Origin of the sequence: Streptomyces lydicamycinicus, from assembly GCF_000829715.2 — a bacterium.
GTDB lineage: Bacteria > Actinomycetota > Actinomycetes > Streptomycetales > Streptomycetaceae > Streptomyces > Streptomyces lydicamycinicus.
The window spans coordinates 21008-33984 of sequence record NZ_BBNO01000014.1 but is presented as its reverse complement, the minus strand read 5'-3'; the positions used below and the strand labels follow the sequence as shown (position 1 = coordinate 33984).

The window sequence follows — 12977 nt, the reverse complement described above, 5'->3', positions numbered from 1 at the left end:
GTGTGCCAGTTGTCCTGCCAAGGGCATGGCTGGTTGGCTACGTTCGGAAAGGATAACCGCTGAAAGCATCTAAGCGGGAAGCCTGCTTCGAGATGAGGGCTCCCACCAACTTGATTGGTTAAGGCTCCCAGTAGACGACTGGGTTGATAGGCCAGATATGGAAGCCCGGTAACGGGTGGAGTTGACTGGTACTAATAGGCCGAGGGCTTGTCCTCAGTTGCTCGCGTCCACTGTGTAGGTTCTGAAGTAACGACCTGTGATTGTGCCGGGTTGTCATCTTCATAGTGTTTCGGTGGTCATTGCGTTAGGGAAACGCCCGGTTACATTCCGAACCCGGAAGCTAAGCCTTTCAGCGCCGATGGTACTGCAGGGGGGACCCTGTGGGAGAGTAGGACGCCGCCGAACAATTTTTGAGAGAGCCCCTCGGGAACGAAAGTTCCCGGGGGGCTTTTTCGCGTTTCCGGCGGAACCGAAATCGACTGAAATGGGCCCGCTGTTCGGCAGGTCGCTGAGATGCTGGGCGGTATGGGGTATGTGATCAGGCCGGTGAAGGCGGGCGAGTGGGAACGGCTGAAGGAGCTGCGGCTGGCGGCGCTGGCCGATCCCGTGGCCCGGGTGGCGTTCAACGAGACCTTTGAGGAGGCCGTGCGCCGGCCGGATGAGCTCTGGCGGCAGCGGGCGGCGCGGAGTGCGGAGGGGCACTCGATCGTGACGTTCATCGGGGAGGCCGCGGACGGGGGTTGGGGCGGCATGGTGGTGGCTCTCGTCGAGACGGACGAGGAGGCGCCGCAGACGCATGTGGTCGGGGTGTATGTGCGGCCCGAGCACCGGGGGACGGGGCTGGCAGGGGAGTTGCTGCGGGCGGCGATCGCGTGGTCGTGGGGCCTGGCCGAGCCGGTGGTCGAGCGCGTACGGCTGTGGGTGCACGAGGAGAACGCGCGGGCTGAGGCGTTCTACCGCGGGCTGGGGTTCGCGGCGACGGGGCGGACCATGGCCGATCCGAAGGACTCCACGGCGAGTGAGCGGGAGATGGCGCTGCGGCGGGGCTAGTGCCTTGGGGCCGGCGTCAGGTCCGTAGGGAGTGGTGGGGCCAGCGGGCACGGGCCTGTTCCTGGGAGCGCATGGTCGCCAGGGTCAGCAGGCCGCGTGCACGGCCGGTGTCGAGCAGGCCGGGGAGGGCGGGCAGCGGGGCGAGGGCCGCGATGTCGTCGAGGACGAGGGTGAGTGGTGGGTCGAGCCGACCGTCAGATGACCGTTCGGCCATGCGGCGGCCGTGCTCGACCACGCTCGAGAGGAGTGCGGTGAGCAGTGGCATCGCACCCGGGTCGGTACGCGGATCCTCGATGGGCTCGCCTACCACGTAAAGCGTTCCCCCTTCATCGAGAAATGATTCGAGGAGAACCGAATCTGCTCGAAGCGGGGTGCAGGCGTCCCGGATGTGGATCGAGGAGAGGGCGGTCAGGGCCCGGCCGATCAACGCCTGGGCGGCTTCCCGGCGTTCGGGGTGTGCCGTGAGCACCGATTCCAGCTCGCCGGCCTGGCCGGCCGAGGCCTTGGGGCTGGTGCGCAGGATGCGGACGGGTTCCTGGGCGGCGCCGGTGGCGTGTGCCCATCGGTGCAGCTGGCGGAACGGGCGGCCGTCCACCGCGGCGGCGTGCAGCCAGCAGCGCAGCAGGGTCTGGGCGGCGTCCGCGACCGCCGAGTCCAGGGCGCCGGCCGGGCGTACGGGGGCCAGCAGGGCGGTCGCGCGGGCGGTGGCGGTGGCGAGGTCTGTACAGCCGGAGGTGGGGGACCAGCGCAGCCGGGCCGGGGTGTCGAGGTGGTGCGTCGGGTCGTAGGTCAGCAGCGGGCCGAGTTTGGCGCGGGCGTCCTTGGTCTCGGCCCAGACAGCGGGGTCGGTCGTGGCGACGATCAGCGGGCCCGGGGCGGCGGCCGCGGCGGCGATGGAGGCCGCGCGGGCGGCGGCGCGGTCGGGGGTGAACTGGACGCGGGGGAGGGTGGGTTCGGTGGGCGTGCCGACGGCAGGGGTGAGCGGGGGCGCGGTGCGCTGTTCCGGGACGGGACCGGCGGCGACGGGGTCGAGGGGCAGCGGGTCGAGGACGGCGGGGGTGGCCGGGGCGTCCTCGCCGGGGGCCGTGGGTTCCTGGGCGGCGGGGACGGTCTCCCGTGCGGCTTCCCGGGCCGCTCGGGCCTCCTTGGCCTCTCGCGCGGCCCGTTCCGCCTCGCGTGCCTGCTGGTCCGTCAGACGGGCTTCTCGTGCCTCCCGGGCCTTTGTCCGGCGGGCCTTCCGTACGGCGCGGTAGCGGGCGACCGTCCCCAGCGTGAAGATCACCAGGACCAGCAGCACCATCAGCTCGCCGATGAGGATGCCCCAGAAGAGGCCGTAGCCGGAGAGCTGGCTCTTGGGGGTGTCGGGCCAGGCGGCGGCCATGTCGTGCGGCGCGGAGACCAGATGACGCAGCGCCATCGGCGTACCGGAGTAGGTGACGCCCACGGGCCAGGCGCCGTGCGCGAACAGGCCGGCCAGCCCGGTCGCCGTCCACACCAGGACGGTCAGGCCCAGCAGGAAGGCGAGCAGCCCGACCAGCAGGGAGTCGGGGACGCCGTGCCCCCGGGGCCGGGCGGCGCCTCGTTCGTCGTCGTATCCGCGGGTCACGCCACCGTCTCGCTCGACTCGTCTCTCCACTGCCGCTCCATCGCCATGGCATCGGCGCGTGCCTCGGCCTCGGCGTCCGCCGCCTCCTGGATGGCGCGCGCCTCGTCCGTCGGCATCGCGGACGCCTCGGTCATCGCCCGGTCGGTGAAGACCAGCGGGCGTTCGGCCTCGGTGATGAGGTGTTTGACGACCTGGACATTGCCGTTGACGTCCCAGACCGCGATGCCGGGGGTGAGGGTCGGGATGATCTCGACGGCCCACCGTGGCAGGCCGAGCACCCGGCCGGTGGCGCGGGCCTCGTCGGCCTTCTGGGCGTAGATGGTGCGGGTCGAGGCCATCTTGAGGATCGCCGCGGCCTCCCGGGCGGCGGCGCCGTCGACCACGTCGCTGAGGTGGTGGACGACGGCCACGAACGACAGGCCGAGCCGGCGGCCGAACTTCAGCAGTCGCTGGAAGAGCTGTGCCACGAACGGGGAGTTGATGATGTGCCAGGCCTCTTCCACGAGGAAGATGCGCTTCTTGCGGTCGGGGCGGATCCAGGTGTGCTCCAGCCAGACGCCGACGATCGCCATCAGGATCGGCATCGCGATGGAGTTGCGGTCGATGTGCGAGAGGTCGAAGACGATCAGCGGCGCGTCGAGGTCGATGCCTGCCGTGGTCGGTCCGTCGAACATGCCGCGCAGGTCACCGTCGACGAGCCGGTCGAGTACCAGCGCCACGTCCAGACCCCAGGCCCGGACGTCGTCTATGTCGACATTCATCGCCTCCGCCGACTCCGCCTCCGGGTGCCGCAGTTGCTCGACGATGTCGGTCAGGACGGGCTGCCGGTGGGTGATGGTGTCGGTCACGTAGGCGTGCGCGACCTTGAGGGCGAAGCCGGAGCGTTCGTCCAGGCCGCGGCCCATCGCGACCTCGATGATGGTGCGCAGGAGGGCCAGCTGGCCGGTGGCGGTGATCGACGGGTCGAGGGGGTTGAGGCGGATACCGCCGTTGAGGGCGGCGGTCGGGTCCAGGCGGATGGGAGTTATCCCCAGCTCCTGGGCGATGAGATTCCACTCGCCGACGCCGTCCTCGCCCTGTGCGTCCAGTACCACGACCTGGCGGTCCCGGAACCTCAACTGCCTCAGGACGTAGGTCTTCTCCAGTGCGGACTTGCCGTTGCCGGACTCGCCGAGGACGAGCCAGTGCGGGGCCGGCAGCTGCTGTCCGTAGAGCTGGAAGGGGTCATAGATGTACCCCTTGCCGCTGTAGACCTCACGGCCGATGATCACGCCGGAGTCGCCGAGACCGGGGGCCGCGGTGGGCAGGTAGACCGCCTGGGCCTGGCCGGTGGAGGTGCGTACGGGCAGCCGGGTGGTCTCCACCTTCCCGAACAGGAAGCTGGTGAACGCCTCGGTGAGCGCTCCGATCGGATCGAGCATGGCCATGACGTACGCGCCTCCCAGCGGCTTTAGCGGCGGATCCCGGTCGCGAACGGCAGGGTGTTGACGAACGCCCGGTGGTGCTCGCGATCGCACCACTCCAGCTTCAGGTAGGACTTTCCGGCCGAGGCGCGGATGGTGCGCTTGTCGCGGGCGAGGGCCTCGGGCGAGCGGGAGGAGACCGTGAGGTAGCCGACGAGGTTGACCCCGGCGGCACCGGACGCCAGATCCTCGCCCCGCTGGTCCACCCGGCCGTGGTGCGCGACGTCCCGCGGGTCCACCACCCGGTTCATCTTCGCCGCGCGGCTGGCCTCGGCATCGTCGTTCGTCTTCTCGGTCAGCATCCGCTCGATGGCGATCTCGGTGGGTTCGAGGTCCATGCAGACCGCGACCGTACGGATCACATCCGGGGTGTGCACCAGGAGGGGCGCGAGGAAGTTGACGCCCACCGGGGTCAGCGGCCACTCCTTGACCCAGGCGGTGGCATGGCACCACGGTGCGCGGGTCGTCGACTCACGCGTCTTGGCCTGGAGATACGTCGGCTCCATCGCGTCCAGCTCGGCCGGCCAGGCGTTGCGCTTGCTCATCGCCTGGATGTGGTCGATGGGGTGGTCCGGGTCGTACATGGAGTGCACGAGCGAGGCGAGCCGGGCCTGGCCGAGCGGCTGGCGCACCCGGATGTCGGCCTCGGCGAGCCGGGCGCAGATATCGGTGAGCTCACGGGCCATGACCACGGCGAGACCGGCGTCCCGGTCCAGCTTCTTGCGCAGCAGCCCGCCCTGGTGCATCCGCGCGGCGCGGGCCATGGTCTGTGCCTCGGCGGCCAGCTCGCGGGTGTAGTGCATACAGGCGACGAGGTAGGCGCGGTGCTGTTCGGAGGAGGTGGAGACCATCGACTGGAGCTGGTCGTAGGACTCCTGAAGCCAGTCGGGGGAGCTCTTGTCACCGCGCTGGGCGACGTCCTTGGCGTGCGCGTCCGGGTCTGCGGGCAGTGTCCGCGCCAGCATCTGGAGCCGGGTCACAAAGCCGTCCCCGTTGGCCACATGCTTGAGCAGCGTCCCGAAACGGTCGACCAGCGCCTCCTGGTCCTCGCTGTCCCGCAGGCCGACGCCCGGCCCCTCGATCTCGATGGCCGCCGTCACCGTCTTGCGGTCGGCGTGCAGGAGCACCGCGATCTCGTCCGGGCCGAACGGCGCGGACAGCCAGTTGATCCTGCCGATGCCCGGCGGCGGGCCGATCTCGACCTCCCGGCCGTCCAGCCGGACGCCCGCCTCGGCGGCGCCGGAGCGGTAGGTGGCGCCGCGGCGGACCGTCCGGCGGAAGCTACGCCGGATCTCGAACCACTTGTAGAACGTCCGGCCTTTGTACGGCACGTAGACGACGGCGAGTCCCAGCATCGGGAAGCCGGTCAGGGAGACGATCCGCAGCGGCAGCATGGGCACCAGCAGGCCGCACATCATGCCGAGGAACGCGCCCGCGATGATCAGCGCGATCTCGCCGGTCTCGCGGTTCTTGCCGACGATCGCGTTCGGCCGGGCGCGGCCGATCAGATAGGTGCGGCGCGGGGCGATCGGGTGGGACTGCGTACTCAACGCCCCTCACCTCCTGCGGTCTTGCCGGAGCGGGAACTGCTGCCCGGGCCGGGGTTCGGGTTCGTACGGGGAGCGGGGGTGGCGGGGGCCGGGGCGCGGCCGCCGCCGCGGGAGCTGTGGGCGGCGACGCCGCCGGCCACCGCGTCGGCCGGCCGGGACTGGCCGCCCTGCCCGCCCTGCGCCTGCCCGCCGTCCCCGCCGGAGCTGCGGGAGCTGTGGGTCTTGATGCCCTGTGAGACCAGCGCGGCGGGCGAGGAGATCATCGCGGCGGCCTGGCTGCCGTCGGTGGCCCGGCCCTTGTTCGTACGGGCCGAGACCATCTCGTCGCCGAAGCCGGGGACGAAGCGGTAGATCACCGCGCTGGCGAAGATGGCGAGGACGATGATCGAGAGGCCGGAGACGACCGCGGAGAAGGCGTTCGGTCCCTTGTCGTGGGACAGCGCACCGGCGACGCCGAGCACGATCACGATGACCGGCTTCACCAGGATCACCGCGATCATGATGCCCGCCCAGCGGCGCACATGCCCCCACATGTTCTTGTCGACCAGCCCGGCGTAGACGACCGTGCCGAGCAGCGCCCCGACGTACAGCAGCGCGGCCCGGATCACCAGCTCCAGCCACAGCACACCGGCGGCGAGCACCGAGACCAGCGACACCACGATCAGCATGATCGGGCCACCGCCGATGTCCGTGCCCTTCGTGAGCGCCTGGGAGAAGGCCCCGAAGAAGGTGTCGGTCTGCGCCCCCGTCCCCTTCGCGATGATCTCGGTGACCCCGTCGGTCGCCGAGACGATGGTGTAGAGGATCAGCGGGGTGAAGGCGGAGGCCAGCACGGTCAGCCAGAGGAACCCGACCGCTTCACTGATCGCCTCCGTCAGCCGCACCCCGCGCACCGCGCGCTTGGCGACGGCCAGCAGCCACAGGACGAGGGTGAGCACGGTGGAGGCGGCGAAGACGACGGCGTACTGACGCAGGAACGCGGCGTTGGTGAAGTCCACCTGGGAGGTGGCCTTCACCGCCTCCGACAGCTTCGTCACGATCCAGGCGGCGGCTTTGGCACAGCCTTTGGCCAGGGATTCGAGGGGGTCTAGGGGGTTGTTGTCGGTGAGGCCGCCGCCTCCCGGACCGGGGGTGCTACCGCTGCCGCCGCCCCGCTTTTCACAGAGTTCCTTGGCCTTGTCCGTGAGCAGATCGCAGGCGCCCTCGGTCGGCTTGGGAGAGGGCGCCGCGAACGCGCGGGCCGCGAGGACCACCAGGGTGGCCTGGAGACCGGTCAGCGCCGAGGTGACGGTGAGGGCGCGGCGTCGGCTGTTACCTCGCATAAGTGAACCCTCCGAACCCTTGGACGGCCTTGGACATGTCCTTGGCCGTCGCGGCGGCCTGGTCGCCGCCGATCGGGGCCGGCCCGGCCTTCTGTGTGAAGCCGGCGACCTTCCAGTCGCCGTTGACCCACTGCAACTGCATCGTGGACGTGTACCAGCTCTCCGCGACCGGGTTCTGGGAGCCCGTGCCGGCGAGGCCGAACAGGGTGGAGTACCAGACCGCGACGGTGGCGGTGGTGTCCTCGAACTTCTCGGTCTTCGTGCCGACCGGGTTCGCCCGCGACACGAAGGTCATGCCGCCGGGCGTGCTGCCGTCCGCCTTGAGGCCGACCCGGCCGAGGAACTTGGGGTCCGTGTAGACCTTGCGGAGGCTTTCCTTGCGGGCCGCGGCCGCGGAGGAGGTGTAGACGGCGTCGACGATCGCGTCGCGCTCGCCGGACTTGTACATGGCGCTGCTGGAGAGCGCGACCACGTAGTTCGCCGCCGCCGACTGCGCCCCCTGCTCCGTCTTGGCGAACCCCGACGCGATGCCGCTGGTCTTGCCGTCGACGGCTTTGGTGCCGGTGGGGGCGGTGGGCTGGGTGTGGCCGGGGTCCTTGGAGGAGTCGTCGGCGGTGGTTTCGCTGTTGCCGCTGCCGCCGCGGTTGGCGAAGGCGATGGCCGCGAGCAGCAGGACGATCACGCCGACGATCGTGACGAGGTTGCGGCTGGACAGGCCGGTCCGGGAGCGCCGTCCCGGGCCGTAGATGTCGCCGTCGTTGTCGGGAAGTCTGGTCCGGGTCTGGCCCGTCTCCGGACCGCGGCGGCCGTCGCCCCCGTAGCCGCCGTCGTCACTGAGACTCATCGCGCCTGTGCCCCCTCTGCCGCCGTCGCCGTGCGTGCTGTGTTGTGCCGCCCTCATATGACCGTAGCCGCGCGGGCGGCGGCTCGGGTGCGGCGGTACGAGTACATCTCACCGTGACGGGTCCTCAGATGCGGTACGGCAGAGGCGAATGGGGGACTCTGGGTTATTTGTGCGCATCGTCTGCTCCGCGGTCGCCGGTCGCCTTCTTGCCCCCGGATCCACCTGTCCCCGCGCAGCGCTCGGCCCAATCGGTCCGCTGGTGGCGGGGGTGATGAGGGCGTGCTGCGGTGCCGTCGGGCCGGCGTGAGCAGGCGTCAGCATGTGGCCTCGGCAGGGGAGGTGGGGCCGGTGGGAGCGAGTGGGGGCACGGGGCGGCGGAGAGAGGGTGGGCGGGGGCGCACGGGGGCGACGCGGGGACGGACGGGTGCCGGGGGCGCGCCATACGGGCGACGGTGGGGCCGGGGTGTGGCCTAGACCGCCATGCCGTAGACGATGGTGAACAGCGTCCCGAGGGAGCCGATGATGAAGACTCCGGTCAGGCCGGCCACGATCAGGCCCTTGCCCTGTTCGGCGCTGAAGGTGTCGCGCAGCGCGGTGGCGCCGATGCGCTGTTTGGCGGCGCCCCAGATCGCGATGCCGAGGCACAGCAGGATCGCCACCGCCATGACCACTTCGATCATCACGCGGGCCTCGTTGCCCAGGCTCCCGAACGGCCCCCAGTCCGGGGCGATTCCGCCGATGATGGTGGTGATGTCGCCTTTTTCGGCCGCAATGAACATGTGTGAACTCACCGCCCCTTGATGGGTAGTTGTGTCCCCGTGCCGGCGCGGCACAGGTCAGTCTCTATCTTCGCTGACAAATGGGCCGTCAGCTGTCGACTTGGCGGCTTTCTTTGAAGGATCCCGTGCGGGTGGCGTGTGTCCGTGGGCGCACGCCCTCCATTGAACCGACTGGTCTCACCGTGTGTATCACGGGGGATAACCCTGGGCAATGATCATCGGGAGCACCGGTGGCCGGTCCGGCGCGCCGGACCGTTTGTAGCCCGTTCGGGTCCATGGCTACGGTCCTGCCGGGGTTCTGACGCGGTGTCGCTCGTCCGGCGGCGTGCTGGGGCGTCGCCGTACGTGCGCGCGTACCCCGGCCGGAGCGCCCCGTGCGCCGCGTCATGCGCCGTCGTGCGGCACCCGGGGCGGCGGGGCGCGCGGGAGCGGCCGGAAAAAGGCAGTGAACCGGGGCTGAATGGGGGAGGGTTGGAGGGTGCGGAAATTCTGGGTGGCCGGAGGGCTCGGGGCGGGGCTGGTGCTCTGCCTGCTCGGGCTGCTTGTGATCGGTACGTATATGGCGGCGGCCGGCCTGGCCGGGGCCGGCGGGCGGGCACTCGGGCTGGCGAAGGGGGCGGTGCCCGCCGAGTATCAGCAGCTGGTGCAGAAGTGGGGGACGCTCTGCCCGGCGATAAGTCCCGCACTGCTGGCGGCGCAGCTCTACCAGGAGAGCGGGTGGAACCCCAGGGCGCAGAGCCCGGCTGCCGCACAGGGCATGGCGCAGTTCATCCCGGGCACCTGGCAGACCCATGGCGTCGACGGGAACGGCGACGGCAAGAAGGACGTATGGGACCCGGAGGACGCGATTCCGTCGGCGGCCTCGTACGACTGCGAGCTGGCGAGCTATGTGAAGCGCGCGCCGGGCAATGCCACGCACAACATGCTCGCCGCGTACAACGCCGGGGCATATCGCGTCATCCAGTACAACGGGGTGCCGCCGTACAGCGAGACCCGCAACTATGTGAAGACGATCACGACGCTGGCGAAGAGCTTCGAGGCGCCGGCGGGGCGGGTGGAACCGTCGCGCCAGGCGGCCGGTGCCATCTACTTCGCCCAGCAGAAGCTCGGTACGCCCTATCTGTGGGGCGGCACGGGAACCGCGGCGCAGGGCGGCCGGTTCGACTGTTCCGGGCTGTCCCAGGCCGCGTACCACTCCGTGGGCATCGAGCTGCCCCGGGTGGCCAACGACCAATGGAACGCCGGGCCGCACCCGAAGCGGAATGAGCTGCTCCCGGGTGATCTGGTGTTCTTCGCCTACGACCTGAAGGACCCGCGGTCCATCCACCATGTGGGCATCTATGTGGGGGGCGGGTACATGATCAACGCGCCGTACACCGGGGCCAGGATCCGGTTCGACAAGATCGATACGCCGGATTACATCGGTGCCACCCGCGTCACATCGGATGGCGCAAAAGCGCTGCCCGGTACGAACGCTGCGTGAACATAGGGCCCTGAACTGCGGTGATGAGTCAAGCTTCGATAACGTCCTGGTGATCATCCGGTGGAGAGTGGAACGCCAGGGGCGGGCATCGCGTTTCCTTGGCGTGGGGACGTAGCAGCGCTTGACACGGCACACGCTCGACGACCACGGGGGCAGGCAGCACACGAAGGCGCTCGCGCGCGCGAAAGATAAGGGGCCGCTGTAGATGGCTGGACTCGCACTCGAGGGGCCGAATCCCGACGTCGACGTGCTCGACGGCATCAACGGCCTCGCGAAGGACGCCCCCCACTGGGTCAACAAGGCCATGGAGTACATCGGTGAGTACGGCATCATCGCCGGTCTCGCCGTGCTGTGTCTGATCGCCTGGTGGTCCGCGCGCCGCAATCCGGGCGCGCCGGCCGCCGTCGCGGGCCTGGTCTGGGCGCCGCTGGCCGCGGGCATCGCCCTGCTGGCCAATATCCCGATCCGGTCGTTCGTCGAACGGCCGCGGCCGTTCAAGGAACACGCCGGACTGGAAGTACTGATCCCCGGCAAGAGCGACTTCTCGTTCGTGAGCGACCACGCGACGCTCACCATGGCGGTCGGTGTCGGGTTGTTCATCGCCCACCGGAAGTTCGGCCTGATCGGCATTCTGCTGGCGCTCGCCGAGGGCTTCTGCCGCGTCTACATGGGCGTGCACTACCCGACCGACGTGGTCGGCGGCTTCGCCCTGGGCACCGCCGTCGCGCTGCTGCTCGCGCCGCTGGCACAGGCCCTGCTGGTGCCGGTGACGACGGCGATCGCCCGGTCGAAGCTGGCGTGGCTGGTGTGCGCGCCGGGCTCCGGGGTGGACGCCGGGCAGGACGGCGAGGGCAGCCGGGTGGTGGCCACGGGCTCGGCGATGCGCGGCGGACACAAGGAGCGGGACAAGGATCTGGCGGCCTGAGGGCATGGCCCGGCGGTTCCGGTGAACCGGCGGGCCGCGCCCCCGGGATACAAGGCCTGGCGGATGCGGACGGCCCGGCCCCTCGCGGGGGCCGGGCCGTCCGTGTGTCCGGGAGCGCTCAGAGCGCCTGCGGGAAGGTGCTGAACAGCCGCTGCGGGTCGTAGGTCCGCTTGACCTCGGCGAGCCGGGTGGCGGCGCCGCCGTAGTAGGCCGACTTCCAGTTGCTCAGGCCGGGGTCGGTGTAGTTCTGGTAGGCGGCGCCCGAGGAGTGACGGCGCATCGCGTCGTGGAAGGAATTCAGCCACGCTGTGCGGGAGCCGGGCGAGCCGTTCGCCGGCCAGGACGTCAGGTACTGGGCGAGGAACCGCGAGCCGCGGTGGACGAAGGCGGTGTCGGAGCTCTTGACGCGGTTGATCGCGCCGCCCAGCGCCGTCAGCGCCACGTTCCCGGCGACGCCCTTGCGGCCGCCCGCCTCGATCTGGTCCATCAGCGTGCGGATGCCGGCCGCGGAGAGCGAGCGGTCGAAGAAGTGCGAGCGGGCGGCGTAGGTCTCCCGGCCCAGCTGGCCGGCGCCGGTCTGGCCGGGCAGCGAACCCGGCGCATGGCACTGCGCGGTGGACTTGGAGGAGCAGCCCGCATAGGACTCCATCGCGTCCAGGTAGCCCGTCGGCGTCAGCCGGACGCTCTTGGCGGCGCCGGGGCCGCCCGGCTGGTCGGCGAGCTTGTCGAGGGCGTTCTTCAGATCGCCGTAACTGCCCAGCGAGAAGGCCGCGACGGAGACGGACGGGGTGCCGCCGGGGTGCGCGTCCAGATGGCAGGCGGACCAGATCTCGTCGGCCTGCACCGGCCCCCACTTCTGCCAGGAGGCCACCACCTTCGCCGCCTTCGACCACGGCCAGGTCAGATACGCCATGACCGCGCGCGGGGCCGGATGCGTACGGAAACGGAGCTCGGTGACCACGCCGAAGTTGCCGTTGCCGGCGCCGCGCAGCGCCCAGAAGAGGTCGGCGTGCTGCTTCCGGTCGCAGTCGACGGTCTTGCCGTCCGCCGTGACCAGGGTGGCGCCGACGAGGCTGTCGCAGGTCAGGCCGTACGCGCGGGAGACCACGCCATGGCCGCCGCCGAGGGTGAGGCCGGATATGCCGACGGTGGGGCAGGAGCCCCCGGGTATCGTCACGCCGTGCGCCCCGAGGCCCTCGTAGACGTCGATGAGCTTGGCGCCGGCGCCGATGCGGGTGACGCCGCCGGACGGCGCGCCGACCTTGGAGAGGGCGGAGACGTCGATGATGAGCTTGTTGTTGCCGCTGGACCAGCCCGCGTAGGAGTGGCCGCCGCTGCGGATGGCGACCGGGGTGTCGTAGCGCCGGGCGAAGGAGAGGCATTCGGCGATGTCCGCCGGGTGCTTGACGTAGGCGATGGCCGACGGCTTCAGCGTGTCGTAGCGGGTGTTGTAGAGGCGCCGGGCGGTCGCGTAGGCGCTGTCGGAGGCCTGCACCAGCTTGCCGTCCAGGCTCTTGCGCAGCGCGGTCCAGGACGACTGGGAGGCCCGGCCCTTGGCGGCGCCCCCGGCGGCGGCCGCCGCGTTGGTCCGGGTCGCGCCCGCGCCGGCCGCGGCTTCCGTGGCGGTGGACGCCGCGCCCGCCTTGCCGGTCTTGTTGTCGCAGCCGGTGGCCAGGGCGACCGCGGTCGCCGCCAGTCCGCCGCCGGTCTGAAGGAGTGTGCGCCGCTTCACTGGGATGAATCCCCCTCGATGTCGTACGGTCCCGCCCCGCCTGCCGGTGGACCGGCCAGTGGTCACGGGGCGCTGCCGGGGAATCCGCACCGGACGGCCGCGGCAACGCGCAGCCCCGCGTTCCGCTGTGTCCGGTGATGCCCGCGCTGTCCGATGCTGTCCCTGAAGTCCGTTGGCGGCGCGGTGCCGTTGCTTCCCTGACTACGCAGATGCGGCAGGGGCG

The 12977-nt window shown here is 70.6% G+C and carries 10 protein-coding genes and 2 rRNA genes; 5 read left to right on the top strand and 7 right to left on the bottom strand.

Features of this window, described 5'->3' with window-relative positions; genetic code table 11:
- From TU31_RS35305 to TU31_RS35295, 3 genes are all read left to right on the top strand, one after another.
- Positions 1 to 215: ribosomal RNA gene (locus tag TU31_RS35305) — 23S ribosomal RNA — on the top strand; the annotation flags it as partial.
- A gap of 73 nt (positions 216 to 288) precedes the next feature.
- Positions 289 to 405 (top strand): 5S ribosomal RNA (rrf, locus tag TU31_RS35300).
- Between the two features lie 120 nt (positions 406 to 525).
- Positions 526 to 1050 carry a GNAT family N-acetyltransferase gene (locus tag TU31_RS35295; protein ID WP_042162436.1) on the top strand — a complete coding sequence of 175 codons (525 nt, stop codon included), beginning with the start codon at positions 526 to 528 and terminating at the stop codon, positions 1048 to 1050.
- 16 nt (positions 1051 to 1066) lie between these two features.
- Here the strand turns inward: TU31_RS35295 and TU31_RS35290 are convergent, their stop codons facing one another.
- The 6 genes from TU31_RS35290 to TU31_RS35265 form a co-directional block, all read right to left on the bottom strand.
- A complete protein-coding gene (locus TU31_RS35290; protein WP_042162430.1) occupies positions 1067 to 2656 on the bottom strand; it encodes a type IV secretory system conjugative DNA transfer family protein in 1590 nt (529 codons plus the stop codon).
- Entirely contained in the window at positions 2653 to 4077 is a 1425-nt protein-coding gene (locus TU31_RS35285) for an ATP-binding protein (RefSeq protein WP_042162435.1), read from the bottom strand. Before TU31_RS35285 ends, TU31_RS35290 begins: the two co-directional genes overlap by 4 nt.
- Before the next feature lie 29 nt (positions 4078 to 4106).
- Positions 4107 to 5669 (bottom strand): SCO6880 family protein, encoded by a 1563-nt coding sequence (locus tag TU31_RS35280; protein ID WP_042162428.1) that lies wholly within the window; start codon positions 5667 to 5669, stop codon positions 4107 to 4109.
- Positions 5666 to 6991, bottom strand: coding sequence for a hypothetical protein (locus TU31_RS35275; protein ID WP_042162426.1), 1326 nt, complete (start codon positions 6989 to 6991; stop codon positions 5666 to 5668). The genes TU31_RS35280 and TU31_RS35275 overlap by 4 nt, the downstream gene beginning before the upstream one ends.
- Entirely contained in the window at positions 6981 to 7835 is an 855-nt protein-coding gene (locus TU31_RS35270) for a DUF8175 domain-containg protein (protein WP_042162424.1), read from the bottom strand. The genes TU31_RS35275 and TU31_RS35270 overlap by 11 nt, the downstream gene beginning before the upstream one ends.
- Positions 7836 to 8305: 470 nt before the next feature.
- Positions 8306 to 8614: a DUF8827 family protein gene (locus tag TU31_RS35265; protein WP_006603970.1), complete on the bottom strand. Its 309-nt coding sequence runs from the start codon at positions 8612 to 8614 to the stop codon at positions 8306 to 8308.
- Positions 8615 to 9092: 478 nt separating this feature from the next.
- Here TU31_RS35265 and TU31_RS35260 point away from each other — a divergent pair, with 478 nt between their 5' ends.
- Together TU31_RS35260 and TU31_RS35255 are read left to right on the top strand one after the other, a co-directional pair.
- A complete protein-coding gene (locus tag TU31_RS35260) occupies positions 9093 to 10097 on the top strand; it encodes a C40 family peptidase (RefSeq protein ID WP_042162421.1) in 1005 nt (334 codons plus the stop codon).
- A gap of 205 nt (positions 10098 to 10302) precedes the next feature.
- Positions 10303 to 11022, top strand: a complete 720-nt coding sequence (locus tag TU31_RS35255; RefSeq protein WP_042162419.1) for a phosphatase PAP2 family protein — start codon at positions 10303 to 10305, stop codon at positions 11020 to 11022.
- A 118-nt stretch (positions 11023 to 11140) separates the two neighbouring features.
- On the opposite strand, the gene TU31_RS35250 is transcribed toward TU31_RS35255, so the two are convergent.
- A complete protein-coding gene (locus TU31_RS35250; RefSeq protein WP_042162417.1) occupies positions 11141 to 12754 on the bottom strand; it encodes an FAD-binding oxidoreductase in 1614 nt (537 codons plus the stop codon).
- Between the last annotated feature and the right edge of the window lie 223 nt (positions 12755 to 12977).